The following is a 23,823-nucleotide window of genomic DNA, read 5'->3' on the forward strand; positions in this document are numbered from 1 at the left end:
ACACGCTTTTGTTCTAACACAAATATATAAGTTCTATTACAGCGCATTAAGTATTACTTGCACTCTTATTCTTAACCGGAGGAAGTAACTTCGCCATATTCACGGTACGCTTGATCTCCCATGTTTCGGGATTCTCGGAATCATACTGCTCCAAATAATTAATAACTTCTTTCGTAATCGGTGTAGGTGTAGACGCGCCAGAAGTAACCCCTACAATATTTACACCCTTCAGCCAGTCTGTGTTAAGTTCAGACACATCAGAAATCCGATGGGCAGGAACACCTGCGATTTCTTCCGACACCTGTGCCAGACGATTAGAGTTGTTGCTTCGTGGATCGCCAACAACAATCACTAGATCGCATTGGCCCGCCTGTTCCGCTACAGCCTCTTGGCGCACCTGAGTAGCCATACATATCTCATTATGCACTTCGGCACCTGGGAAGGTCTCTAGAAGCTTTTTCATAATATTTTTAATATCCCACTGACTCATAGTGGTCTGATTCGTAATCACAATCCGTGAAGAAGGGATGGATAGCGTTGCAATCTCATCTTCTTTTTCAATTAAATGCACATGCTCTGGAGCAATGCCGACAGCACCTTCCGGTTCCGGATGGCCTTTCTTACCGATGTAAATAACCTCATAGCCATCGTCGACTTTTTCCTGAATGAGATCATGCGTCTTAGTCACATCAGGACAGGTAGCATCGACCGTAGTCAACCCTTTATCCCTTGCCATCTTACGCACCTCAGGTGAAACTCCGTGAGCAGTGAATATAACAGTTCCACTGTCTACTTTATCGAGAATATCCAGACGGTTATGACCGTCCAAGGTAATAATGCCATCGTCCTCGAATGAATTCGTGACATGACTATTATGCACAATCATGCCCAGTATATAAATCGGCCGGGGAAGATCGAGATTTTGCGCAGCCTGCCGTGCCATTACCATAGCATCGACTACTCCGTAACAATATCCCCGGGGAGAAATTTTAATGACTTCCATGACTTCACCAACTTTCTGCTTTCGTTGACTGCTGTAATAGGACACACTTTAAATTATACCCTATTCCAGCGGCGGAGCAAAGAGAAGCGGCAACCAGATCACAAAAGTGGTTCCCTCACCTTGACGTGTAACAACCTCCACAGACCCACCATGTTCATCAATAATCCACTTCGCAATGGATAAGCCAAGCCCGATGCCTTCCGTAATTCCCCGCGATTCATCAGCACGGTAGAAGCGGTCAAAGATATATGGAACCTCATCTTTATCCATACCAATACCTGTATCGGAGATCCGAATACCAACTTGATTCTGATAGAAGACGGTATCTAAACTTACCTCGCCGGAAGGTGTATATTTGAATGCATTATCAATAAAAATGAACAACATTTGTTGTAAATAATCTTTATTTCCAACAACATACTTTCCATTTAAGGAGGACATATCTCCTGTAACCCACTCCGCTTGACGAGGTAGGAATGATGCCCGACGCGCAATCTCAGTCATCATGGGTTCCAGTGCCACTGGTTCTATCTCAAAGGTCCGTCCTGTATCAGCACGCGCAAGAGAGAGCATATCTGCTACCAGACGACTCATTCGCTTAGACTCGTCCGCGATATCCTTCACCGATTCCATCGAGAGCTGACGAATTTCTGCCTCGCTCATCTTCCCTTCGCCCGGCTCCATCTCCCATACTTTTTGCAGCAGATCAATATTCCCACGAATGGTCGTTAGCGGAGTCCGCAGCTCATGTGATGCATCGGAAACGAAGCGACGCTGTGCCGCATAAGAATCCTCAAGCTCTGTATAGAACCCTTCCATACGTCCAAGCATGTTATTGACAGTCTCAATGAGACGACCGATTTCGTCTGGTGGTCCATCATATTCAATACGGGAGCTTAGGTCATTCCCCGTCTGAATCCCATTTGCAGCTTCAATGACGTTTCCAATGGGACTCATCGCTTTACGGGCCAGGAATAAACCAAAAGTGAACGCTGCTATCAAGGTAGCAAAAGACCCGACGAGTAATATATTTTTCAGACGCTCCAAGAGCTTATTCTGCTCACTCACATAGGCAGCAACTTGTAATACAGCAACTGGATTATTATTAAAATGCTCTAGCTCAATAGGCATTTCATAGATCAAGAACTGATTACCGTCTACAGTTACGTTACGAAATCCTTTTGCAACTTTATCTTGAGCAGGATAATCAAACTGAAGGCCAAAGTTAATCATATTCTCCGATAGTGACAAACTATTGCTGCCATAAGTATAAATTTGTGTATACAAATTGGAGTTTTCAGGACCGACTCCGCCAAGCTTCAACTCACCGTTGTAGCGATCAACTTTAAACAAGGGTTTCGTCTGCTCCGCTTGCACTCTTAGACGATCTTTCAAGTCGCCATACGTATTAAAATAGACAAAACCGTAAATTGCGGCTGATAAGGCCAGCAGCATAACGGCCAAAATCCCTGAATACCAAGCAGTCAGCCGCAATCTTATAGACATGTTAGTTGTCACCTCTTAGAATGTAACCGGCACCCCGGATCGTTTGAATGAGGCGTTTACCGCCATGCTCCTCCGTCTTTTGGCGTAGCATAGCTATGTATACCTCAAGTACATTAGATTCACCGCTGTAATCATATCCCCATATTTTATCCATGATCAGATCCCGCGATAGCACCCGTTTCGGATTCTGCATAAAGAGATGTAGTAGCTCGAATTCCTTTGCCGTTAGCTCTAGTCTCTTGCCGGCGCGTGTCACTTCACGTGAATCCACATCCAGAGTAATATCTTCGTAAGTAACGGCTTGCTCACCACCTCCACCTTGCTCACTCTTACGCCGAAGCAGTGCACGTACCCGAGCAAGCAATTCTTCCAGTGCAAATGGTTTTACTAAATAATCGTCCGCACCTAGATCGAGTCCTTTCACACGATGCTCAATTTCATCCTTGGCCGTAAGCATTAGAACAGGCACATTACTCCCCCCTTCTCGCAAACGACGACATACTTCAAAGCCGTCTACCTGAGGCATCATAACATCCAAAATAACTACATCCGGATCGCTACTTAGGATTGCCCGTAAACCATCCGCTCCATTTACCGCAGTCTTTACATCGTAGCCTTCAAAGGCTAGCCCCCGGCGTAGCATGGAGATAATTTTTTCATCATCATCAATAATAAGAATATTCGGTCGCATCAAGCAGCCCCCATTGTTCATTTCTATTTATTTATATTGTAGCAGTCACACCATGATTAGACAAAAACGGAAGGGTTGCCCCTTCCGCGTTATTCACCGTCCGGTGTTATTTCTGCTGACTTTGCCCAGTAGTCGTATCAAAATCATTTTTGTTGCCGATGGTAACGGAAAGATCCATTGGTTTACCATCGCGCACTACATTTAGTGTTACTTTGTCACCGACTTTTAGCGTTTGAATGAAAGCGATCAGATCCTGGTTCGTTGCATACTTTGTTCCATTCGCACCTGTAATAATATCGTAAGGGCGCAAGTCAGCGGCATATGCTGGCGATTTAAAGATAATATCTGCTACAACAGAGCCTTCTTTAATATCTGTGCCCATTTGCTTAGCAACCTCATCTGTAATTGTCATAAGCGTTGCTCCAATGAATGGAACTGGTTCTTTTGGAATCGCTTGGTTCGCTTCCAGTTTATCTACGACTTCTTTAATCGTATTCACAGCGATAGCGAAACCTATACCTTGGGAATCTGTGCTAACCGCTACGTTCATACCAATTACCTGTCCATTCATATTGAGCAGTGGACCACCGGAGTTACCAGGGTTGATAGAAGCGTCAGTTTGCAGCAGATTTTTGTAGTTGCGTGTTCCACTACCATCTTCTTCCGCAATATCAATACTACGTCCTTTTGCACTTAGTACACCGGAAGTTACAGTATGATCGAAGCCTTGCGGGTTACCGATAGCAACCACTTCTGATCCTACTTTCAGACTATCCGAATCTCCAAGAGCAACTGTAGGGAAGTCCTTGTCTCCTTCAATCTTCAGTACTGCCAAGTCCAGATCCTTGCTAGAGCCCAGCAATTTTGCTTCGTATGGTTTGGTAACGCCATCCACTGTAACTTGGATTACATCTGCATTTTCAATGACGTGCTGATTGGTCAAAATATATCCAGATTTCTCATAAATGAAGCCTGTTCCAATACCCTGAGGGATAAGCTGTGATGACGAATCTGATCCTGACTTGGAATCCTGCTCATTTTGTGAAGAACCACTTCCACCGTATTGATCTCCGAAGAAGAATTGAGAGAACGGATCACTCAAATTCGGACTGGATGAACTTCCATTACGCGAACCCGATTTCACTAATGTCTCAATCTTGACGACTGCTGGTCCAACCGCATCAACTACCCCCGTTACATCACGAGATCCTTTCACCAATGATGTTGTAGTAGTATTAGGTGTAACATTAGCACTCTCATCCGTCGTCTTCGCTGTACCATTCGATCCTGAGCTTGCAATGGTTGAGGCTGTATCCCCTGTGAACCAGTTGCCTCGATCCGCCATAAACATTGAACCGGAGAGAACGACCATACCAGCTAGGAAAGAAATCAATACTGTTTTTACTGAGCTTTTTGGCTTTTTATTAAATTGCCAGCCACCGCCACCTTCAGAACCGCCTCCGCCGTTTCCACCTCGTCCACCGCCATTACCATCGTAGCCTGTACTGCGGAATGAACTGTTATATGGGAGTGGTTTTACGGGCTGTGGAGGTGTAATCTCTACCCGCTCCGGCTCCATCCGATTGTAATGCTGAGCACTTCCGTCAACGTTACTTTCATCTTTATTCAAAGATTTAAATGGACCGTAAGAATAGTAGTATGATGATCCTGATTCAGATGACGGGTTATTATTGCTGCTATTGTTATTATTGTCCCATTCCCGATCCGGTGCCGGTCCATTGTCACGATTGAAATTATTTTTGTTATCGTCCATGTTCTATTCCTCCTGCACCCTGTCATCCTGACAAGGATTAATTTGTTTTCTTGTTTCTTATTTTGTACTTTAAACCTTAAGGTCACATTAAAAACAATTTAAGCGGAGATAAAAGATATAGGCAAATAGTCGGAATTTGGTTTCAGGAGGCACACCTTTGTTAGGAGGGACTGGGTTTCAGGCTACACCGCTGTTGAAATCATATTCCTTTGAATTGACCCTGCGGGTGGAATATGATTTCAAAGGCGGACGTAAACTTTTCGCTCTGATACCCAATCCCTAAGCAGGGAAGTAAAAAAAGAAGTTCGGGCGCGGAAAACAACGCGGCCCGAACTTCCAAACATACAACATGCTTAAATAATTAATTAGGGAAAACCTCCCTAATAATGTGAGATTTATCGTGTGCCAAGCGTGAATTAGGGAAAATCCCCCTAATTATCGGGGCGATTCATTCATAAAGAGCGTATTCTCGTATTGATTAGGGAGGAATTCCCTAAAAGCCACAATTTGAACGGATAATTGACTAATTTTAGGGAGGATTTCCCTAATCCGCAAAGTGTGTAGATTCTAAGTCTGGTTTACGGGTTCGGAGGGTTACTTGCGAGCGTTGTTAAAGCCCACTTTTAAGCACCAATAACCAACCTACCCTACCCCTGAGCCCAACCCTTCCGATGAGCATAAATAGCCAGCTGAGTACGATCATCAAGCTCGCATTTCATTAGCAGGTTGCTAACATGCGTCTTCACCGTCTTGATGCTGATATGCAGCTCCTCGCCGATATCCTTATTGGTCTTGCCCTCGGCAATGAGCAGCAGAACCTCCTTCTCACGCTCTGTCAAGCCGGAGGAATCGCCTTGCACAGTTCGCTGGCGAATGCCACGTGTCAGCGCTTGCGATACATCGCCAGTCATGACTGGCATACCACGGAATGCACCTTGCAGTGCATAGATCAGCTCCTCTGCTGACACAGTTTTGAGCACATAGCTGACTGCTCCAGCTTCTATAGCGTCTACGACGAGGTCATCCTCAAGGAAGCTGGTCAAGATAACGATTTTGAGGCCAGGAAATTCTGACAGCACCGCACGAGTAGTCTCCACGCCATTCATCACAGGCATCATCAGATCCATCAGCACGAGATCGGGCAAACCTTCATGACCACCAGCACGCAGCATTTCCAGCGCTTCCTGTCCATTGGCTGCTTCTCCTATAACCTCAAACGTCGGCTCCAGCATCAGATATGTTTTGAGACCCATCCGTACCATATCGTGATCATCTACAAGCAATACTCTTATGACACTCATGCTCTATTCCTCCTCGTCCTCTGTAATTGTTCCTATCGCTCTTTTTCCCTCTGACTCAGAGTTCCCTTGCACAAACTTAGGGATATGTACGCGTATGGTCGTTCCCGCACCTTTACGACTAATAATCTCCACTTGTCCGCCCAGCTTCTCCGCACGCTCACGCATGGTGGTAAGACCGTACGAACCTTGTTTTTGCTGTATATGTTCAAAGCCTTGACCGTCATCACTAATGCTCAGCACAACCTGTCTCGACCCTTCACGCAGCGATAGACTAACCAGTCTAGCCCCAGCATGCTTCACAATATTCGCCATGGCCTCCTGAATAATCAGAAACAGCTGATGTTCAATTGCCTCGGACAATTCTCCTTGCAGTTCAAGCTCCTTCATTCCTTTTAAACCGTTCTGGCGGCAATAGTCCGGGAACCATTTTTCCAGTGCTTCGAACAGATTCCTGCCTTCCAGCTCCACCGGTCGCAACTGTGCAATGAGTGCTCTCATCTGCTTTTGTGCCATCTGTGACATTGCAATTAACTGATCCATTACCAACTGCCCTTGAGCTTCATTGACTTTCAGCACTTTAGGCAGCGAAGAAGCCGACATGTGGATGGCAAAAAGCTGCTGGCTCACCGTATCATGCAAATCCCGGGCCATACGCCTTCTTTCCTCCAGCACCGCGCTCTCCGCTGCCTGTTCCTTCTCAATAACCTCTTGTTCACCTAATCGCTGCAGTAGCTGCATCTTGTTCTCAACTGTATCCATCATGACATTAAATTCGTGATACACCCTCGCAAAAGACTGGTCATCGCTCTCTGGCATCCTTACAGAAAGGTTTCCTTTTGCCACCTGCAGCATGTTCAAATCCAGATGATCAATCCGGCGCTGAATCCGCTGACCTGCCATATAGCCGATAATTACGGCGCACAACACGATACCGATGCACAGATACAGCCACATGCGATAATCTTCAACTTCGATATAACCAAGGCAGGCGCCCGCATACATTAACCCAGCACTTACTCCTCCACTGAGCAAAAAATAGAACGTCAACAACCATTTGGTATTACTGATGATCGTCCCCATCTAACCCACCGTTTTAACTTTAATGTCACCTATAAAAGCACTTACGGTAATGCGAACTTTTTTGCCGGCTTCTTTATAGTAAGGTGTCTTGCATTGAACACTGCTCATAAATCCACTGCGAGACTGATCCAGAACCTCCATATCGCCGATAAAAGAACTGCTGTTCACTGAAATACCCAGATCCATATCATTCGGAATATACACCTTAATGTCACCTATAAAAGCGGAGATATTAATTTTCGTTTCTCCATAAGCAATTTGCGCGTTCGTCAGATCAAGGACAGTATCGCCTATAAACTGCGAGACATTCGTGTTCTTCAGTTGAAAATGCTCGCGCCCCATGTGGACATCCCCGATAAAAGCAGAGCGATTGGTCGACTCCTTGTTACTCTCTGATTCCTGGAACTCCTCATGCCACTCCCCATGTCTTCTAGCGTGACGCTCATGACGTTCCTGACGTCTGCGCTCATGGCGCTCCTGTTTCTCCTGCCAACGTGATTCAGCGGTGGACTTAAAAGCTCCCGTTCCGTCCTCATCCTCTTCTTCATCTTTTTGAAGATTAATATTCCAGTCTCGCCCACCAGAAGGTTTGCCGAATTTCTGTTCAAATTGCTCATCTAGCGTGGAATCCAGCGGCTTTGGCGGCTCCACATCCAGTGAGCTTTTTCCTGAAGGAAAGTGATCATTCGGTGACGTTGGAGCAGGTGGCACTGGTGGTACTGAACCTCTTGGTTTAAAAATCACATAAAGTCCGCCACCAATAAGCATGATTGGAATGAACATTTTGAAAAAATCCCCGGCCGAAATATCGAACCAGTCCAAGTTCCGTCCAAGGAAGAACACTCCGATCGCCAGAAAGAAAAAACCGCCAATAGGTGAAGATCCACCTTTTGAATGTTCGTCTCCCGTCCCCAGAAGTCGCTTCATCCCCATTAGGATCAAAATAACAGGCCAATAATTTGAGATCAAATAGCCTAAGCTGAAATCGGTGTAACCCAATTGTCTGAGTAGAAACATGGCTCCAATCCCTATCAAGATCAGGCCACCAAAAATCTGACTTGTGAACCTTCTTTTCATATTCCATTTCCCCTTTAAATTAGTGGAACGCTCTCTTCTTCAATCTTATAGCCTTAGTCTACAGGAAGAAAGCGCTCATAAACAGCGGCGAGAGAAGGAACTCCCACTCAGTCTCTAGACCGAGACGTATGGGATATTATTCTATATACTACTATATATATGAAAAAAAGACCGCCCCTCAGTTATAAACTGATCTGGGACGGTCTCTTTATTCAGCAGTCTTCTGCATCAGTAGCGCATTATTGTTGCGGTTTCTGAGCTGGTTTAGAAGTATTTCCACTTTGCTTAGTAGCGCCGTCATTCTCAACAGCAAACTCAGCATTGTATTTTTCATTCGGTGTTTTGTAATTGTCTTGAACTTTAGATTTTTTATTATTAGCCACGGAATTCACCTCCCTTATCTCTTATGCAGCATAGATAATGCTTACTAAGAGAACATCTCGGATGAGGCTAATGCTCTGCCCCAGTCCGTATTATGGCAAGGTGATGTCACTATTATGCATGACCAAGTGAAAATAAGTTCAATCCACCAAATTCATTGAAATACAAATCCTAAATGTTAAATGGATTCTTCCAGCAGAGATTGCGGTACGGCATTATAAGTCTCAATCGCCTGGCTTAGCTTCTTCAGCATAGCTTCAGTACATTTACCGTTACCGCGCTTAATGAGCTGAACTTCAACTGATTTTTTGCCCCATTCCTTATACACCTGTTTCGTGGTAGCAAAATACAAATCAATCTTCCGCCCTTTAATGGCAGATCCTGTATCAGCGACTATACCGTACCCATAACCAGGTATATACAATATACTCCCTAACGGTATTACCTTAGGGTCAGCAGCAATGGTCGAGACTGTATTCTTATCTCTACGTACTTTCACACCTGAATAGGTGATTCCGTATTCGGGATGTTTTGAAGTTTTACCTGTAGATTCATAACCCGCAGTATAACCCGTCGCCATCACTTTCATTGAAGTGATAATCTGGTCAGCTGCTGGCGCAGCTACAGGAACAGAATTTGGTGCTTTTGAAGAACCAGCGCCCCCATTCCCTTTGGTAGTTGGAGCTTTGGTAGCTGGCGCTTTGGTGCTCTGTGGTGACAATGTAGCTGCTGGTTTATTTTTCGTTGTCGCAGGTAATACAGATGTTCTAGAATGTTGATCATTTGACAATAATGTGGCGCGGCCTGTCGCAAGTACAACTGGTTGCTCTTTGGTACTCAATGAGCCAGAGTTAGCCTGCGTATGTTGCAACTTGTTCGATAGCGCATTGCCAAAGTCCGTGTGCTGTAATGTGTCTCCTATACCGTTAGCCACAACTGCTTGATGCTTTGATTCAGGAATGACACCTGCAACAGTCAACAGCAGAACTATTGTGACGAAAAGACACCAAAACCTCTGAAATATGCCCATTTTGTTCATGTGATAAACCTCCCCCTTATTAGCGAAGGTTTCCCGATTCACAAAATTTTATACATGAAGATCAATTTTTGATCCTCATGAGCATATGACAGAGGTCGTTATTAAACGTTTTTTTGATGTTGATTATTACAAGGTTTTATTAGATTACACGGTCTGCGATTTCCTGAGCCAGTAGCTCAATAACTTCTTGAAGCGGCTTAGCTCCAATGTCGCCTTCTCCACGCTTACGGATGGAAACTGTCTGAGCATTCATCTCATTCTCGCCAATTACGAACATGTATGGCAGCTTCTCCAATTGAGCTTCACGAATCTTATAACCAAGCTTCTCATTGCGTAGATCTGCCTCAGCGGAGATGCCACGGCGACGCAGCTTGTCAGTAACTTCTTTAGCATAATCGTCGAAGGCAGTGGATACAGGGATGACTTTAACCTGCTGTGGAGACAACCAAAGCGGCAGAGATCCCGCAAAGTTCTCTAACAAGAAAGCAACAAAACGCTCCATTGTACCCAAAATACCGCGGTGTAGAACGACTGGACGGTGTTTTTGACCATCGTCACCGATATATTCAAGCTCGAATTTTTCAGGTAACAAGAAGTCGATTTGCACAGTGGATAGCGTCTCTTCCTTGCCTAATACAGTCTTGATTTGTACATCCAATTTTGGACCGTAAAATGCTGCTTCACCTTCCGCTTCATAGAACGGCAGTCCCGCTTCTTCTACAACCTCGCGCAGCATCCGCTGAGCAGTTTCCCACATATTATCATTATCATAATATTTCTCAGTATCTTTAGGATCTCTATAAGATAAGCGGAAACGGTAATCATTAATACCGAAGTCTTTGTAGACCTGCTGGATCAGCTCGATTACACGAATGAACTCCCCTTTAATTTGGTCCAGACGACAGAAAATATGGGAGTCATTAAGAGTCATAGAACGCACACGGTGCAAACCAGTCAACGCTCCCGACATTTCATAACGGTGCTGGATACCAAGCTCAGCGATACGGATCGGAAGATCACGGTAGCTGTGCATAGAGCTCTTATAGATCATCATGTGATGCGGACAGTTCATTGGGCGAAGAACAAATTCTTCGTTATCAATAGTCATCTTAGGGAACATGTCCTCTTGATAGTGCTCCCAGTGTCCGGAAGTTTTATATAGTTCAACATTACCCAGAACTGGTGTGTATACATGCTGGTATCCCAAGCTTGCTTCCAGATCCACGATGTAACGTTCTAGAATGCTGCGCAGTTTGGCACCCTTAGGCAACCAGATCGGCAAGCCTTGTCCAACTAATTGGTTAAAAGTAAAGATTTCAAGCTCTTTACCCAGCTTACGGTGATCGCGTTTCTTCGCTTCTTCGAGCAGGCGAAGATGCTCATCCAGCTGCGCTTTTTTAATCCAAGCCGTACCATAGACGCGTTGAAGCATCTTATTCTTACTGTCACCGCGCCAGTATGCACCCGCTACATTCATCAATTTGAATACTTTGATCTTAGCAGTCGACGGCACATGTGGTCCACGGCACAAGTCGAAGAATTCACCTTGTTCATAGATTGTAATTACACTATCTTCAGCAAGTGCTTCGATCAATTCGATCTTGTAAGGATCGCCTAGCTCACCGAATATTTCAAGAGCTTCCTTCCGGCTTACTTCCTTGCGTACGATTGGAAGGTTCTCAGAAATAATACGATCCATTTCCTTTTCGATCTTTAATAGATCTTCTGGGTTAAGAGGATGCTCCAGATCCATATCGTAGTAGAAACCGTCTTCGATAACCGGACCTACTCCAAGTTTTACTTCCTTAGTTCCGTACAAACGTCTTACAGCTTGTGCCATCAAATGAGCTGTACTGTGACGCATAACTTCAAGACCTTCAGGTGAATCCAAAGTTACGATCTCTACTAGTGCGCCTTCCTCAAGTGGAGTGGACAGGTCCACAACAATACCGTTCAGTTTACCTGCTGCCGCGTTCTTACGAAGTCCACTGCTGATCGAAGCTGCTACATCATCAATGCTACTACCCTCTGCATATTCCCGAACAGAACCGTCCGGAAGCTTAATATTTACTGACATTCAAATTCCTCCTTCATATCGTTAAGCCTAGTGGCCAGTTTAAGCTTGCGGAACGGAAATATCCACGCATACAAAAAACGCCCGTCCCGCAAAGGGACGAGCGATTGCACCCGTGGTTCCACCCAAATTCGATTCTCTCAATCCGCTCTTAACACGGAGTTGAAACAGAATCCTTCGTAAGCATGGAATAACGACCATGAACCGGCGGTTCTTACTATCCCATTTCAGGGAATTCATAACCGCAGCTACAAAGGGGTAAATCGATAGTAGGCTACCGGAGGAAATTACAGCCAATGTTCCCTCTCTCTGAACGGTCCTGAACAATCAACTCATATCTTTGTCAATGCTGTTAACGTGAATTATGGAGTAATTATAAATCTGTCCTCCCTGACAGTCAAGTCTGAAGAGGCGTCAAAATTTTGTAAACCCGCTAGCAGTCACCCACACGGACAGTTCTGCATCCATGAAATGGACGCTGTCCTTAACAGGTTACTCTTCTCGGCGTTTCTTTTCAGGTAAGCGGCCTGCACGTTTCAAAGACTCACGCAACAAGTATTCGATATGTCCGTTTACGCTGCGAAATTCCTCTCCCGCCCAACGTTCCAACGCCTCATGCAGATCTGGATCGATCCGCAATGGAAAGCTTTTCTTGGCCGCCATGATGCACCGCCTTAATACAACGAGCCGGCGTTGATGACCGGACTCGCTCCGCGCTCCGATACAATCGCCACCATCAGATTATTAATCATCGCCGCTTTACGTTCTTCATCAAGCTCCACTACACCGCTCTCTTTAAGCTGTTTAATCGCCATATCAACCATGCCAACTGCACCTTCTACAATGATTTGGCGAGCAGAAAGAATGGCTGATGCCTGCTGCCGCTGCAACATCGTACTAGCAATTTCTGTTGAATAAGCCAAGTGTGTAAGCCGGGCTTCAATAACCTCCACACCAGACAAGGACAAGCGCTCTTGAAGCTCAGTCGCTAATTCTTTAGCAATTTCGTCTGCATTGGCACGCAGGGACATACCAGATTCATTGAAGTTATCATACGGGTATTTACTGGCCACATGACGCAGTGCTGTTTCACTCTGAATCTCTACGAAAGCCATATATTTATCTACATCAAAAAGGGCTTTAGCGGAGTTAATCACCTTGAAAACGATAACGGCGGCAATTTCAATCGGGTTACCCTCGACATCATTGACCTTGAGCTTCACACTGTTAAAGTTACGAACTCGTAGGGAAACCGTCTTACGTATGCTGAACGGAATGACTGCGAACAATCCACTCGTAGCGATAGTTCCTACATATTTGCCGAAAAAGGTTACAACGACTGACTTATTCGGCTGAACAACCGTAATACTCGTACACAGCACTGCCGCCACAACGAACAATACAACCGACACAACTGCATACTCCAGAACAGCACCATATATTCCACCAACCAAACAAACTGCAATTAATGCGATAACCCAAAATCCGCTGACAGGACGAAGCGTCTTCTCCTTCATAAAAGCACCTCCACTAGATATTCATTTGATATGATTATGATATCACTTATGGATAATAATGTGTATACAAAAATGTAATAAATTATTGAATTCATGTTCACATGTAAATAAATGTTATAATTAATCAAAATCAACCTAGGAGGTCCTCTTATGTTTGATAATAATAACCCTAACCAATTTAATCGTTTACCAGACCCTGACGCAGCGAAAGCTAAATTTGATGTGAATCAAAGGAAACTTCATACTGAAGGTTCACCCGGTTTTTGGAGCGAAGTCTCAAATCTTCTTATCGCTGTCGGAATCATTGCTGCAATTATTATTTTGATAAAAATATTCTAACTATTCCCACACCAAAAAACGCTTGTTTATCATTCATCCCTACAAGAGGCTGAACGATAAACAAGCGTTAAATATGTCCTTATGAATTCCGTATTAGTTCTGCATGATGAAATCATTATCAATCTTTGCATTAGCGTCATCGAACACGCGCAGAATATCATAACGCGTATTCCGCTGTGCGGGGATTTTGCCTGCTTCACGAATCAATTGAGTAATGGATTCGATATTTACTTTGTAAGTTGCGCCCGCAGAAGATACTACGTTCTCCTCAATCATCGTACTGCCGAAATCGTTGCAGCCATATTGAAGGGAAAGCTTGCCAACTTCTGGTCCCATAGTTACCCAAGAGGACTGGAAGTTCTTAATGTTGTCTAGAACAAGGCGACTAATCGCTACCGTCTTCAGATATTCTTCAGGCGATTGTCTATCCAGCTTCAGGTTGGTGTTGTCCGGTTGGAATGTCCAAGAGATAAAGGCCAAGAAACCCTCTGAATCATATTTGTTGGCAATACACTCGTCCTGAGCCTCGCGCACACGAAGTAAGTGCAGTGCCCGTTCTTCCATACTCTCACCAAGACCAATGACCATCGTAGCCGTCGTATTCATACCGATCTTATGCGCCGTCTGCATTACGTCCATCCACTCGCGCCACGAGCCTTTAAGGCGGCTGATCTTGCGGCGTGTACGGTCATCGAGAATTTCCGCTCCCCCACCTGGTAAAGAATCTAGACCCGCAGCATGGATTTGACGCACCACTTCCTCGAGCGATAATCCAGAGACCTCTTTCATCTTCATAATCTCCGCAGGAGAGAAGGAATGCATTGTAATCTCAGGGAAACGTTGCTTAATTCCGCGCAGTATATCTGTATAATAGCTGAAAGGAAGATTAGGGTTCGTTCCGCCTTGCATTAGGATTTCTGTACCATTTACAGCGATGGTCTCAGCGATTTTTTGGTAGATCGTCTCATCCGGCAGTACATAGCCCTCATCCGAGCCTGGTCTGCGATAAAATGCGCAAAAACGACAGTAGACATCACACACATTCGTATAGTTAATATTGCGACCAATTACAAACGTGGCCATCGGGTCCGGATGCCAGCGTTCCATTATAGTGTTAGCAGCAGCACCCATTTTCTCAATTTCGTTGCTCTCGAACAGTCGGATGGTATCTTCCAATTGGAGACGTTCACCCCGTAGGGCTTTGTCCAAAATAAGATCTATCGTACTCATCGTTCGCATCCTCCTTTTAAACCCTTAGGGGTATTGGTAGAATCACAAAATTACAGGAAGAAAAGACGTTGCCTTCTTTCCAGATGACAACCCTTTCTCGTAGAAATGAACAGTTCATTTCCTCATCCTATCACAATCCGAACGGCTTGAAAAATGCTTTTACATTCTTCGCTAAATCCCATCCAGAAGAAAAGCAGCATCGCAATAAGCGATACTGCCAGTTATTCTCTATTTTTTGACTAACACTCGATTGAAAGTAAATCCCAGTTATTCCGACTCAATTTCTGCCCGTGCGGCCTCTAGTGCGTTGCCAAGATCAGCAATCAAATCCTCTGCATGTTCAATGCCGACGGAGAAACGCAGCAAACGATCGTCTACACCCACAGCATTCCGAATTTCTACAGGAATATCAGCATGCGTTTGTACTGCCGGGTAAGTCATAAGTGACTCTACGCCGCCCAGGCTCTCTGCGAATGCAATAAGACGGATGTGACGAAGAAGCGGTTCTACATATCTGGCATCCTTTAATTTGAAAGAAAAAATCCCGGTATTACCTGAGGACTGGCGATTCTGAATTTCAAATCCCGGATGATCTGGCAGGCCTGGATGGAACACTTCCGCAATCGCTGGATGCTCCAGCAAATAGTGAGCAATTGCCAGCGCATTACTCTCGTGCCGCTCCATACGCAAAGCCAAGGTCTTCATGCCTCTCATCAGCTGATAACTGTCTGTTGGCCCAAGAACAGCGCCAATAGAGTTATGTAGAATAGCTATTTCAGCGGATAGTTCAGCCCCTTTAGAGACGATAAGACCGGCAAGCACATCATTGTGTCCGCCCAAATATTTGGTGGCACTATGGACTACAATATCTGCACCTAATTCCAGAGGACGCTGGAAGAATGGAGTCAGCAGCGTGTTGTCTACAATAGTAAGTAGCTCATGATGACGAGCCCAAGTAGCAACGGCTTCAATATCAGTGATCATCATTAGTGGATTCGTTGGTGTTTCAATAAATACAGCTTTCGTATTCGGACGACGCGTAGCTTCCAGTGCATCCAAATCATTCGTATCTACATAAGAAGCAGTGATTCCAAACTTAGACATTATCCGTTCCAGCAGACGATAGGTACCACCGTAAAGATCCAGTGAAACGATCAGATGATCGCCTTGAGCGAACAAGGTAAGGACCGTTTGTATAGCTGCCATCCCTGAGCTACAAGCAAATCCTGCATCTCCGGACTCCAGTTCGGCAGCTGCATTTTCAAGCACTGAACGGGTTGGACTCTTGGTACGGCTATAATCAAACCCTGTACTCTGACCGAGCTTCGGATGACGAAATGCCGTTGCATTATAAATCGGAAAATTAATTGCTCCTGTAGCCGGATCTTCTTGAGAACCTATCTGAGCCAGTCTACTTTCAATCCTAAGTTTGTCATCCATGATTAATGCCTCCTAATTATAATGTAGCGCTGTTATTAATAAACAATCGGGTCGATATCATAAGGTGTTTCTTGATATACATAGTAATTGAGCCAGTTAGAGAATAATAAATTGGCATGCGCACGCCATACAGCTGGAGGCGTTCGATCCGGATCGTCTTTAGGGAAGTAATGTTTCGGCAAGGCCATCTCCATCCCTCTAGCTACATCACGGTCATATTCCCATTTCAAGGATAAAGGGTCGTATTCGGAATGTCCGGTCACAAATATTTGTTTACCGTCGTTTGTAGCCACCAGATACATACCAGCTTCTTCGGATTCCGCTAGAATCTGCAGATCTGGGTTATTCTCAATATCTTCACGGGAGACATCGGTATGACGGGAGTGCGGTACATGGAACACCTCGTCAAAGCCGCGCAACAATTTAATGTTATTTTGATTAATCGTATGAGCGAAGACGCCAAAGCATTTTTCAGGCAATGCCACTTTACGAACACCAAAATGATGATGTAAGCCTGCTTGTGCCGCCCAACAGATATGCATGGTTGAAGTTACATTGTCCTTGCTCCATTCAAAGATCTCTTTCAATTCTTCCCAATACGATACATCCTCGAACTCCATTTGTTCTACAGGAGCACCTGTAACGATTAGGCCGTCTAAGCGGCGGTGACTAATCTCGTCAAAGGTTTTGTAAAAGCTCTTCAAATGTTCAGCAGAAGTATTCTTGGAAGTATGGGAACGTGGATGCAGTAGCGTAACATCAACTTGTAGTGGCGAATTTCCAATTAAACGCAGTAATTGAGTCTCTGTCGTCTCTTTAGTCGGCATGAGGTTCAGAATAGCAATCCGTAGTGGACGGATATCCTGATGGAAAGCCTGACTTTCGTCCATCACAAAAATATTTTCTCCGGATAGTACTTCTTTTGCCGGTAAACTGTCGGGAATTTTAATTGGCATTGTCTTTCCACTCCTTAGCTGATTTTAATTGTATTACCGCACTTCGGCTTGCTGAACAATAAAAAGACCCTTCTCGGAAATCGAGAAAGGTCATATCTACAGTCATATGCGCCTCTCTCATCTGCCAGAATTATTCTGACGACGATTTAGGCGTCAGCAGAAATTCCGCAAGATTTAGCACCGTGCGTTTACACGCCGGTTGCCGGGTTTCATAGGGCTAGTCCCTCCACCTGCTCTTGATAAGATTTAGCTGTATTCAATTAAATTACTTTAAAATTCACTTTAAATCATGAACCTCCTTTTCGTCAAGTCCATACAATGCTGAAGAAGCCTCAAAATCACAATAAATTTGCTTGAAAGAGGCATACTCCGTTGTTATACTAGACAAGTATTTCATACCTGAACGAAAAGAGAGGTGAGAAGAAGGATGGAAGGCGACCCTAGCTCGCAATTAAGTGTACAGAATGAGCAACCACACAGGATAATCATCAGCTTGCCGGCGGCGGGAGCAGTTCTTCTTCATGCCCTCGAAATGTCATTTGGCCTTATGTATTGATTGTAACCCCGGCCAAGCTGATTTTTTTCTCTGTGCTTAATTAGCAGTCCCTGGTGAAGACCTGGGGACAGGAGGAGTGAAATCAGATGAAAATCCGGCTGGTGAATGCAGGGGTTTTTACACCTATTGATGAAATTGATGAAACACTGACACCCCCAACGGAAGGGTTCTATTGGATTGATGCCGATGTGGAGGATTTGGAGCTACTTCAGCCCTTGTTCAATCTACATGATCTTGCTGTTGAGGATTGCCTTAGCGAAGAGGATCAGCGTCCAAAGATCGAAATATACGAAAGTCACTACTTTATTGTTGTAAATAGCATCCGCTTTGATGATGAGGAAATTTTCCTTCGAGCGCTCAATGTATTCCTTGGAAGACATTACATCATCACTGTAACGAAACAAAAGATCAATGAACTGCGAATCCTGAAGCCTATGCTCTGGGAGCAAGAGGTAAATGAGCCGGATATGTTCCTTTACTTACTTATTGACCTTGTCGTGGATAACTACTTCTCCGTCGGCGACCGGATTGAGGCTCGAATTGAGAAGCTGGAAGAAGATATCCTCATGCACACCAAGAAGTCACATCTCAGCGAAATTATCGGTCTACGAAGTGAGATTCTATGGTTGAAGAAGATGTTGGGCCCACAGAAAGAGGTTATTAATACCCTCAATAAAAAAGACCTCCGTCTGATTGATGATCAGCTGCAAAAATATTTTAGCGACATTTATGAAAATGCGGTTAAAATATCTGAAACCTTCGAGACGTACCGCGATCTCATGGGCAACTTACGAGAGGCATACCAATCCAGTATTGCCAACCGCGCGAATGAAATTATGAGAGTGTTTACTGCGATCACAACAATATTCATGCCCCTGACCGTAATTACCGGAATCTATGGTATGAACTTTGATCATATGCCTGAGCTTCATACGAAATACGGCTATTTTGGCGTTATAGGCGTTATGTTGACGTTAGGCTGTGGAATGCTGTATGTATTCCGCAAGAAGGAATGGCTATGAACCAAATTGGACGAATAAGCAAGACGAAGGCCCTGTAACCGTAAGGTATAAGGAAGCCTTCGTCTTTTTAGTATGCGGAATTACAATTAAAAGCTGGTCGCCATACTCACTTTATTCGTTTGCTCTCGACGGAAACGGATGCGGATCAACCGCAATCGCTCATAATATGAATCCAACCCTTCAGCAGGCGAAAAACCCTCTCCGTACACCTTATGTAGCACCGGTTTTAAGAAGAGATCTCCATGCTCCACATAGGCATTCCAAACCGCTTCCTGCTCATTCTGCGGCATATTGCTAAGCTCCACGACGATTAGTTTCTCTACGGAATAACCTTCTCTCTCAAGTTCCTCTACCGCTTCAATCAGTTCACGGCGGTTCACTCCACTATTCAGCTTAAGCTGTTCCATGCTCAATCCATTCTCGATCCCCTGTAGCAGAATTCGACGTAAGCGCAGTCGTTCAAGCTGCTTCTTATATTTGACCTCTTTCTGTTTATAAAGCCAAGATACAAAAGGCTCCTCTTCGATTACTTCATGTACCCAATTCAGAGGAAAGGAATGTTCCCTTGCCACCGCTGTAGTGATAGCGAGCCAATCAGCCCCAAACTGTGCTACCTTCCCCTCTCCTACACCTGGAATCTGCAGCAGTTCCTCAGGCGTATGGGGTAGAAATGTGCTTAATAAGCGCAACAGACGATTGCTGGCGAGAATATAGGGCGCCTTCCGTTCACTCGAAGCTTTTCCACGGCGCCAAGTACATAACTCCTCATAAATAGCTTCATTCCCATGATGTTCGCTGTAATATTGAAGCTTAAGCTGCTCCTGATTACGTCCAGTAAGACTATCCTCCTCGTGGAATATCCCATCTATTAAGGGTCGATAGCCATCTCCCATCTTCACCGCCAGCTCATGCCTGTATACACAGAGCATTTCATTCCATGAACCGCCTTCATACCATAAATTCTCGATGCAATTCTCTCCACCTGAAAAATCACGCCAGCCCAGACTCCAGATTCCCTCCTCCTCTCCAATCCACAGCTGGGCGTACACCTCTTGATCCACTCCAGATATTCTGGATAAACGATTCATAAATACGATTTGCATATTCATCCCTTCCTTTCTCAACTTACAGCAAGCACTATAACCTCCCGGGCAGATCCTCCTTCGGAGCGAACCAATCCTTCTCAATCAGACCCCGAAACGCAAAAAAAGCACCTCTCTCACGATAAACGCGAAAGAGGTGCTCCCTCATTAAATGCTATACTGTTAGATCCTAGAATACCATATATTACCGAACAGTCAATGTCTTTTTATACTAGTTTCTAGCTAGAGCTAATGTAGCCAGTCCAATGGCTCCAGCAAGCCCTGCATTGTCTCCAAGACCCGGTGACACAACATAATTCTCGATGTCGACATTAAGTGATGGATGCTGAACATATCCGCTCAATAGCTCTTGCAGCTTAGTACGAATTAACGGGAACAAGTGGCTTTGTTTCATGACACCACCGCCCATTACGATTTTTTGAGGAGACAGAATCAGCACATAGTTCATGAGTGCATGCGCAAGATAGTGAGCTTCCATCTCCCATGCTGGATGGTCCACTGGTAACTCGCCTGCCGGTTGTCCCCACCGTTTACCGATCCCCGGACCTGCGGCTAACCCTTCAAGGCAATCACCATGATATGGACAGTAACCCTCAAACGTATCCTCTGGATGTCTACGAACTAGAATATGTCCCATCTCAGGATGAGATAATCCATGTACCATCTGACCGCCTACAACCGCTCCCGCTCCAATGCCTGTCCCAACCGTAATATAAAGGCAGCTGTCCAAACCTTTAGCCGCTCCCCATTTACTCTCAGCAAGTGCCGCACCATTCACATCCGTATCAAACCCAATCGGCACATTAAATTGCTCTGCCATAGTACCTACTAGATTATATTGTCCCCAGTGAGGTTTTGGTGTCGTTGTTATATAACCATAAGTAGGGCTGTCCAGCACGGGATCAATCGGTCCAAAAGATCCTATTCCGAAAGCTTCTACATTCTTCCCTTTAAAATAGTTTATTACTAATCCCATCGTTTCTTCCGGAGTAGTAGTCGGAAAGCTTACCCGATCAACAATGGTACCGTCCTCATAACCAATCCCACATACAAACTTTGTTCCGCCTGCTTCAATCGCTCCTAATAGCTTCACAGCAATTATCTCCCTTTCTCTAGTTAGAAGTTGATACGCTACCCATAAATAATATCATTCAAAAAAGCAATCACCAGCCCTAATTATACGTTGAATGAAGCGCTATCACAACAATAAAACTCCCTCCATGCATCTTTGCATGAAGGGAGTTCCTCCTTATCCCAAATCGCCTAACTCAATCTGTACAATGCCTCGCTCATCTTGCACCTCAGCAATCAAGTGCATCAGGCTGCCGAACTCCAGCTCTTGAAATTTGCGCGCGGCTGTTTCCCGCTGTAGTTGCCACAAGGCTTCTGTCAGCTCGCAGACTACCGGTACATCGCAACGGATTTCAGCTAGCTCTCGCGATAAATGCAGCATATCCAGATCTGCTTCGATTTTGGTACGCACACCTTTAGGAAGCAAGTGCAGATTCTCAATTACACCTTCAACTGTACCGTATTCGGTTAACAGTTTCAGTGCAGTTTTCTCACCAATCCCTTTTACCCCTGGATAGTTGTCACTGGTATCGCCCATAAAGCCCTTCAGGTCAATCACCTGTCTAGGGGTTAGACCCTTTTCCTCCAGCAACTCTGCAAGGTCATACACTTTATAGTTAGAGCGTCCTTTTTTCATGATTACGACCTTAACGTTCTCATCAATGAGCTGAAGCATATCATGGTCACCCGTCAAAATATATACCTCGGAATTTTCACTGTAACAAGAAGCTAACGTACCAATGCAATCATCCGCTTCATAGCCTGCAAGTCCGATATTCGGAACACCTAGCTCAGCTACTACATCTTTTACCAGATCGAACTGTGGAATCAGCTCTAATGGTGCCTCAATCCGATTCGATTTGTACCCATCATATTTCTCTGTGCGGAACGTTCCTTTGCCCATATCCCAGCAGCATACGACGTGAGAAGGCTCAAATGTGCTTACCGCATCGAAAAAATACTGTAAAAAACCATACACTGCATTCGTCGGTAATCCAGCTTTTGTCTTGCGAATATATCCTCCATAAGAGGTCGCATAAAAGGCCCGGAACAGCAGAGCCATTCCATCTACAAGCATTACACGGCCCGTTGTTTCTGCTCTCATGTATAAACCTCTCCTCTAATCGTTCTATTAATATTAAGCATTTGTCCAAGCTATTGCACAAAGAGTATTCTAACAGAAAATACTTGATCTGATAAGGGATCATAAAGTTACACATATGGGAGCATATTCTTATCCTTTGAAATTAACAGCTCAACTTTCGCAGCTCAAATCTCCAAACAAACCCTTGATGAGTCCTCCGAGTGTCCGGCATCACTTGATTGACGCCGTTCGTATTCCAACGCTAAATAACGGCTGAATATGCATGTCGTTTCCTTCACATACAAAAATGCTCCCCTTCATTGGTAATTCATCTCAGGTAACTCAATTCTCCTTTTCCAATCTTCAGTTGAGAGAGATATAAAAAAACTTTTCCAATCCAGAAACAAACTTTTTAGGTTACCTCATACGTCTTGCTTATGTAAGAGACAAACAAGAATAAACGGAGGTTTGGAAGATGAAAAAACAGTTTGCAAAAAAAATTCCTTATTTAGTACTGGCGGGTTTCATTTGTGCCGTTGGAATCGGAGCGCCACAAATTTCATTAGCAAAACAGACAAACTCAGCTCCAAAAGTGGTGAATCAGCAGTCCGAAAAAACATTACAAAAAATAGAAATTGGTCAAAAAATTAAAGTACCCGAATTTAAACTGAAGGAAAACACGTATGTACTTGATTACAAAATATCCGATGTTACCGGTGACTCCGTTAAAGACCAAGTGATTTTGGTCGGGATAAAAGAAAAAATTGATGGAAAACTGGATGCGTACGCGAGCAATTTATCCGTCATCGTGCAAGATGGAAAAACCAACAGATACTATAAATATGATTGGGTGTACAAAGGAACGGACGGAAAATTGTATGGAGAACTTGGAAGAGAACCGAATTTGATTATCGGTGACTATACAGGTAACAAAGTGAACGATATTATCACAACAGCCCCTCAAGGAGGAAATGGTGGATACGTGGATCATCTGTTCTTAACATGGGAAGGGAATAAACTTAAAGATGTTTTGGCAAAGGATGTTGTAGCGGATAACCAAGAACTATACACTAATTCTCAAGCAAACTTCAGTTTGAAATTGCCCGCTTCATGGAAAGGACATTACAAGACAAGCCAATATGCAGGTGCAAGTGCAAATAAAATCATACCGTTGGCTAAGCATGTAGTGCAGTTCGATTATACGACAAAGGATCGAAAAGATGCTGAAATGCTGCTGATGATCTCCGTATTCTCCAAAAATGATTGGAGCCACCTATCCAGTGAACAAGGCCCGCCTGTAGGGAGTGTAATTACGGAAGCCAACGGAATGGTTTATGTGTATACAACTCCGCAGTCCAATCCGTTTGATCCCCAGTCGAAGGACGGCAAGCTGTTTGACCAACTCTATGGTGATTTGAAAATCGGGAAATTTTTCACACTGCTAAAATAGGTTTTTGTAGATTCAAGTTGACCGATAGTTCAATACTTATATTAGAAACGATATGAAAAAGGATCTATATAGATATAGATATAAATAACATAATATGAGCATAATTCTTTATTTTCTGTGTCACTTCGT

At 44.4% G+C, this 23,823-nt stretch carries 22 protein-coding genes and 1 riboswitch; of the genes, 3 read left to right on the forward strand and 19 right to left on the reverse strand.

The window, feature by feature from the left end; translation table 11 throughout:
- Positions 1–46: 46 nt before the first annotated feature.
- The 13 genes from NSS67_RS25315 to NSS67_RS25375 form a co-directional block, all read right to left on the reverse strand.
- Entirely contained in the window at positions 47–1,003 is a 957-nt protein-coding gene (locus NSS67_RS25315; protein WP_339316470.1) for a 4-hydroxy-3-methylbut-2-enyl diphosphate reductase, read from the reverse strand.
- Positions 1,004–1,063: 60 nt separating this feature from the next.
- Positions 1,064–2,509, reverse strand: a complete 1,446-nt coding sequence (locus NSS67_RS25320; protein WP_339316472.1) for a HAMP domain-containing sensor histidine kinase — start codon at positions 2,507–2,509, stop codon at positions 1,064–1,066.
- A 1-nt stretch (position 2,510) separates the two neighbouring features.
- Complete coding sequence (locus NSS67_RS25325; RefSeq protein ID WP_339316474.1) at positions 2,511–3,200, reverse strand: response regulator transcription factor; 690 nt, start codon at positions 3,198–3,200, stop codon at positions 2,511–2,513.
- 106 nt (positions 3,201–3,306) lie between these two features.
- Positions 3,307–4,974 carry a trypsin-like peptidase domain-containing protein gene (locus NSS67_RS25330; protein WP_339316476.1) on the reverse strand — a complete coding sequence of 556 codons (1,668 nt, stop codon included), beginning with the start codon at positions 4,972–4,974 and terminating at the stop codon, positions 3,307–3,309.
- Between the two features lie 647 nt (positions 4,975–5,621).
- Complete coding sequence (locus tag NSS67_RS25335) at positions 5,622–6,275, reverse strand: response regulator transcription factor (protein ID WP_042186223.1); 654 nt, start codon at positions 6,273–6,275, stop codon at positions 5,622–5,624.
- 3 nt (positions 6,276–6,278) lie between these two features.
- On the reverse strand, positions 6,279–7,355 hold the full coding sequence (locus tag NSS67_RS25340; protein WP_339316477.1) for a HAMP domain-containing sensor histidine kinase: 1,077 nt from the start codon (positions 7,353–7,355) through the stop codon (positions 6,279–6,281).
- Complete coding sequence (gene liaF, locus NSS67_RS25345) at positions 7,356–8,432, reverse strand: cell wall-active antibiotics response protein LiaF (RefSeq protein ID WP_339316479.1); 1,077 nt, start codon at positions 8,430–8,432, stop codon at positions 7,356–7,358.
- Positions 8,433–8,671: 239 nt separating this feature from the next.
- Positions 8,672–8,815: a hypothetical protein gene (locus NSS67_RS25350; RefSeq protein WP_339316481.1), complete on the reverse strand. Its 144-nt coding sequence runs from the start codon at positions 8,813–8,815 to the stop codon at positions 8,672–8,674.
- A gap of 176 nt (positions 8,816–8,991) precedes the next feature.
- Positions 8,992–9,852 carry a 3D domain-containing protein gene (locus tag NSS67_RS25355; RefSeq protein ID WP_339316483.1) on the reverse strand — a complete coding sequence of 287 codons (861 nt, stop codon included), beginning with the start codon at positions 9,850–9,852 and terminating at the stop codon, positions 8,992–8,994.
- Between the two features lie 139 nt (positions 9,853–9,991).
- Positions 9,992–11,929 (reverse strand): threonine--tRNA ligase, encoded by a 1,938-nt coding sequence (gene thrS, locus NSS67_RS25360; RefSeq protein WP_339316485.1) that lies wholly within the window; start codon positions 11,927–11,929, stop codon positions 9,992–9,994.
- Positions 11,930–11,968: 39 nt separating this feature from the next.
- On the reverse strand, positions 11,969–12,223 hold the full coding sequence (locus NSS67_RS25365) for a hypothetical protein (RefSeq protein ID WP_339316486.1): 255 nt from the start codon (positions 12,221–12,223) through the stop codon (positions 11,969–11,971).
- Positions 12,224–12,418: 195 nt separating this feature from the next.
- A complete protein-coding gene (locus tag NSS67_RS25370) occupies positions 12,419–12,589 on the reverse strand; it encodes a toxin-antitoxin system HicB family antitoxin (protein WP_036684471.1) in 171 nt (56 codons plus the stop codon).
- An 11-nt stretch (positions 12,590–12,600) separates the two neighbouring features.
- Positions 12,601–13,443, reverse strand: a complete 843-nt coding sequence (locus NSS67_RS25375; protein ID WP_339316487.1) for an SPFH domain-containing protein — start codon at positions 13,441–13,443, stop codon at positions 12,601–12,603.
- A 150-nt stretch (positions 13,444–13,593) separates the two neighbouring features.
- Between NSS67_RS25375 and NSS67_RS25380 the strand changes: the two genes are divergently transcribed.
- Complete coding sequence (locus NSS67_RS25380) at positions 13,594–13,782, forward strand: hypothetical protein (protein ID WP_339316489.1); 189 nt, start codon at positions 13,594–13,596, stop codon at positions 13,780–13,782.
- A gap of 93 nt (positions 13,783–13,875) precedes the next feature.
- Here the strand turns inward: NSS67_RS25380 and mqnC are convergent, their stop codons facing one another.
- From mqnC to metA, 3 genes are all read right to left on the reverse strand, one after another.
- Positions 13,876–15,012 (reverse strand): cyclic dehypoxanthinyl futalosine synthase, encoded by a 1,137-nt coding sequence (mqnC, locus tag NSS67_RS25385; protein WP_339316490.1) that lies wholly within the window; start codon positions 15,010–15,012, stop codon positions 13,876–13,878.
- A 267-nt stretch (positions 15,013–15,279) separates the two neighbouring features.
- Entirely contained in the window at positions 15,280–16,452 is a 1,173-nt protein-coding gene (locus tag NSS67_RS25390; protein WP_339316491.1) for an aminotransferase class I/II-fold pyridoxal phosphate-dependent enzyme, read from the reverse strand.
- 35 nt (positions 16,453–16,487) lie between these two features.
- Positions 16,488–17,408: a homoserine O-succinyltransferase gene (metA, locus tag NSS67_RS25395; RefSeq protein ID WP_339316492.1), complete on the reverse strand. Its 921-nt coding sequence runs from the start codon at positions 17,406–17,408 to the stop codon at positions 16,488–16,490.
- A 114-nt stretch (positions 17,409–17,522) separates the two neighbouring features.
- Positions 17,523–17,654: riboswitch (SAM riboswitch) on the reverse strand.
- 396 nt (positions 17,655–18,050) lie between these two features.
- Here metA and corA point away from each other — a divergent pair.
- Complete coding sequence (gene corA, locus NSS67_RS25400) at positions 18,051–18,986, forward strand: magnesium/cobalt transporter CorA (RefSeq protein ID WP_339316494.1); 936 nt, start codon at positions 18,051–18,053, stop codon at positions 18,984–18,986.
- Positions 18,987–19,072: 86 nt separating this feature from the next.
- Here corA and NSS67_RS25405 read toward each other — a convergent pair whose 3' ends face one another.
- The 3 genes from NSS67_RS25405 to NSS67_RS25415 all read right to left on the reverse strand — a co-directional run bounded on the left by NSS67_RS25405 (position 19,073) and on the right by NSS67_RS25415 (position 22,265).
- Complete coding sequence (locus tag NSS67_RS25405; protein WP_339316495.1) at positions 19,073–20,089, reverse strand: HRDC domain-containing protein; 1,017 nt, start codon at positions 20,087–20,089, stop codon at positions 19,073–19,075.
- Positions 20,090–20,300: 211 nt separating this feature from the next.
- Entirely contained in the window at positions 20,301–21,182 is an 882-nt protein-coding gene (locus tag NSS67_RS25410; protein ID WP_339316497.1) for an ROK family protein, read from the reverse strand.
- A 156-nt stretch (positions 21,183–21,338) separates the two neighbouring features.
- On the reverse strand, positions 21,339–22,265 hold the full coding sequence (locus tag NSS67_RS25415) for a 5'-3' exonuclease H3TH domain-containing protein (protein WP_042186207.1): 927 nt from the start codon (positions 22,263–22,265) through the stop codon (positions 21,339–21,341).
- Between the two features lie 454 nt (positions 22,266–22,719).
- On the opposite strand from NSS67_RS25415, the gene NSS67_RS25420 reads away from it, so the two are divergent.
- The gene (locus tag NSS67_RS25420) at positions 22,720–23,694 is read left to right on the forward strand and encodes a hypothetical protein (protein ID WP_339316499.1); all 975 of its coding nucleotides are present in this window, start codon (positions 22,720–22,722) and stop codon (positions 23,692–23,694) included.
- Positions 23,695–23,823 lie beyond the last annotated feature (129 nt).

The organism is Paenibacillus sp. FSL R10-2734 (assembly GCF_037963865.1).
In the GTDB taxonomy this organism is placed as follows: domain Bacteria; phylum Bacillota; class Bacilli; order Paenibacillales; family Paenibacillaceae; genus Paenibacillus_AQ.

Excerpts from the sequence above, each read along its gene's own strand:
- NSS67_RS25315 (WP_339316470.1), bottom strand. The coding sequence starts at position 1,003 with ATGGAAGTCATTAAAATTTCTCCCCGGGGATATTGTTACGGAGTAGTC.
- NSS67_RS25320 (WP_339316472.1), bottom strand. The coding sequence starts at position 2,509 with ATGTCTATAAGATTGCGGCTGACTGCTTGGTATTCAGGGATTTTGGCC.
- NSS67_RS25325 (WP_339316474.1), bottom strand. The coding sequence starts at position 3,200 with ATGCGACCGAATATTCTTATTATTGATGATGATGAAAAAATTATCTCC.
- NSS67_RS25330 (WP_339316476.1), bottom strand. The coding sequence starts at position 4,974 with ATGGACGATAACAAAAATAATTTCAATCGTGACAATGGACCGGCACCG.
- NSS67_RS25335 (WP_042186223.1), bottom strand. The coding sequence starts at position 6,275 with ATGAGTGTCATAAGAGTATTGCTTGTAGATGATCACGATATGGTACGG.
- NSS67_RS25340 (WP_339316477.1), bottom strand. The coding sequence starts at position 7,355 with ATGGGGACGATCATCAGTAATACCAAATGGTTGTTGACGTTCTATTTT.
- liaF (WP_339316479.1), bottom strand. The coding sequence starts at position 8,432 with ATGAAAAGAAGGTTCACAAGTCAGATTTTTGGTGGCCTGATCTTGATA.
- NSS67_RS25355 (WP_339316483.1), bottom strand. The coding sequence starts at position 9,852 with ATGAACAAAATGGGCATATTTCAGAGGTTTTGGTGTCTTTTCGTCACA.
- thrS (WP_339316485.1), bottom strand. The coding sequence starts at position 11,929 with ATGTCAGTAAATATTAAGCTTCCGGACGGTTCTGTTCGGGAATATGCA.
- NSS67_RS25370 (WP_036684471.1), bottom strand. The coding sequence starts at position 12,589 with ATGGCGGCCAAGAAAAGCTTTCCATTGCGGATCGATCCAGATCTGCAT.
- NSS67_RS25375 (WP_339316487.1), bottom strand. The coding sequence starts at position 13,443 with ATGAAGGAGAAGACGCTTCGTCCTGTCAGCGGATTTTGGGTTATCGCA.
- NSS67_RS25380 (WP_339316489.1), top strand. The coding sequence starts at position 13,594 with ATGTTTGATAATAATAACCCTAACCAATTTAATCGTTTACCAGACCCT.
- mqnC (WP_339316490.1), bottom strand. The coding sequence starts at position 15,012 with ATGAGTACGATAGATCTTATTTTGGACAAAGCCCTACGGGGTGAACGT.
- NSS67_RS25390 (WP_339316491.1), bottom strand. The coding sequence starts at position 16,452 with ATGGATGACAAACTTAGGATTGAAAGTAGACTGGCTCAGATAGGTTCT.
- metA (WP_339316492.1), bottom strand. The coding sequence starts at position 17,408 with ATGCCAATTAAAATTCCCGACAGTTTACCGGCAAAAGAAGTACTATCC.
- corA (WP_339316494.1), top strand. The coding sequence starts at position 18,051 with ATGAAAATCCGGCTGGTGAATGCAGGGGTTTTTACACCTATTGATGAA.
- NSS67_RS25405 (WP_339316495.1), bottom strand. The coding sequence starts at position 20,089 with ATGCAAATCGTATTTATGAATCGTTTATCCAGAATATCTGGAGTGGAT.
- NSS67_RS25415 (WP_042186207.1), bottom strand. The coding sequence starts at position 22,265 with ATGAGAGCAGAAACAACGGGCCGTGTAATGCTTGTAGATGGAATGGCT.
- NSS67_RS25420 (WP_339316499.1), top strand. The coding sequence starts at position 22,720 with ATGAAAAAACAGTTTGCAAAAAAAATTCCTTATTTAGTACTGGCGGGT.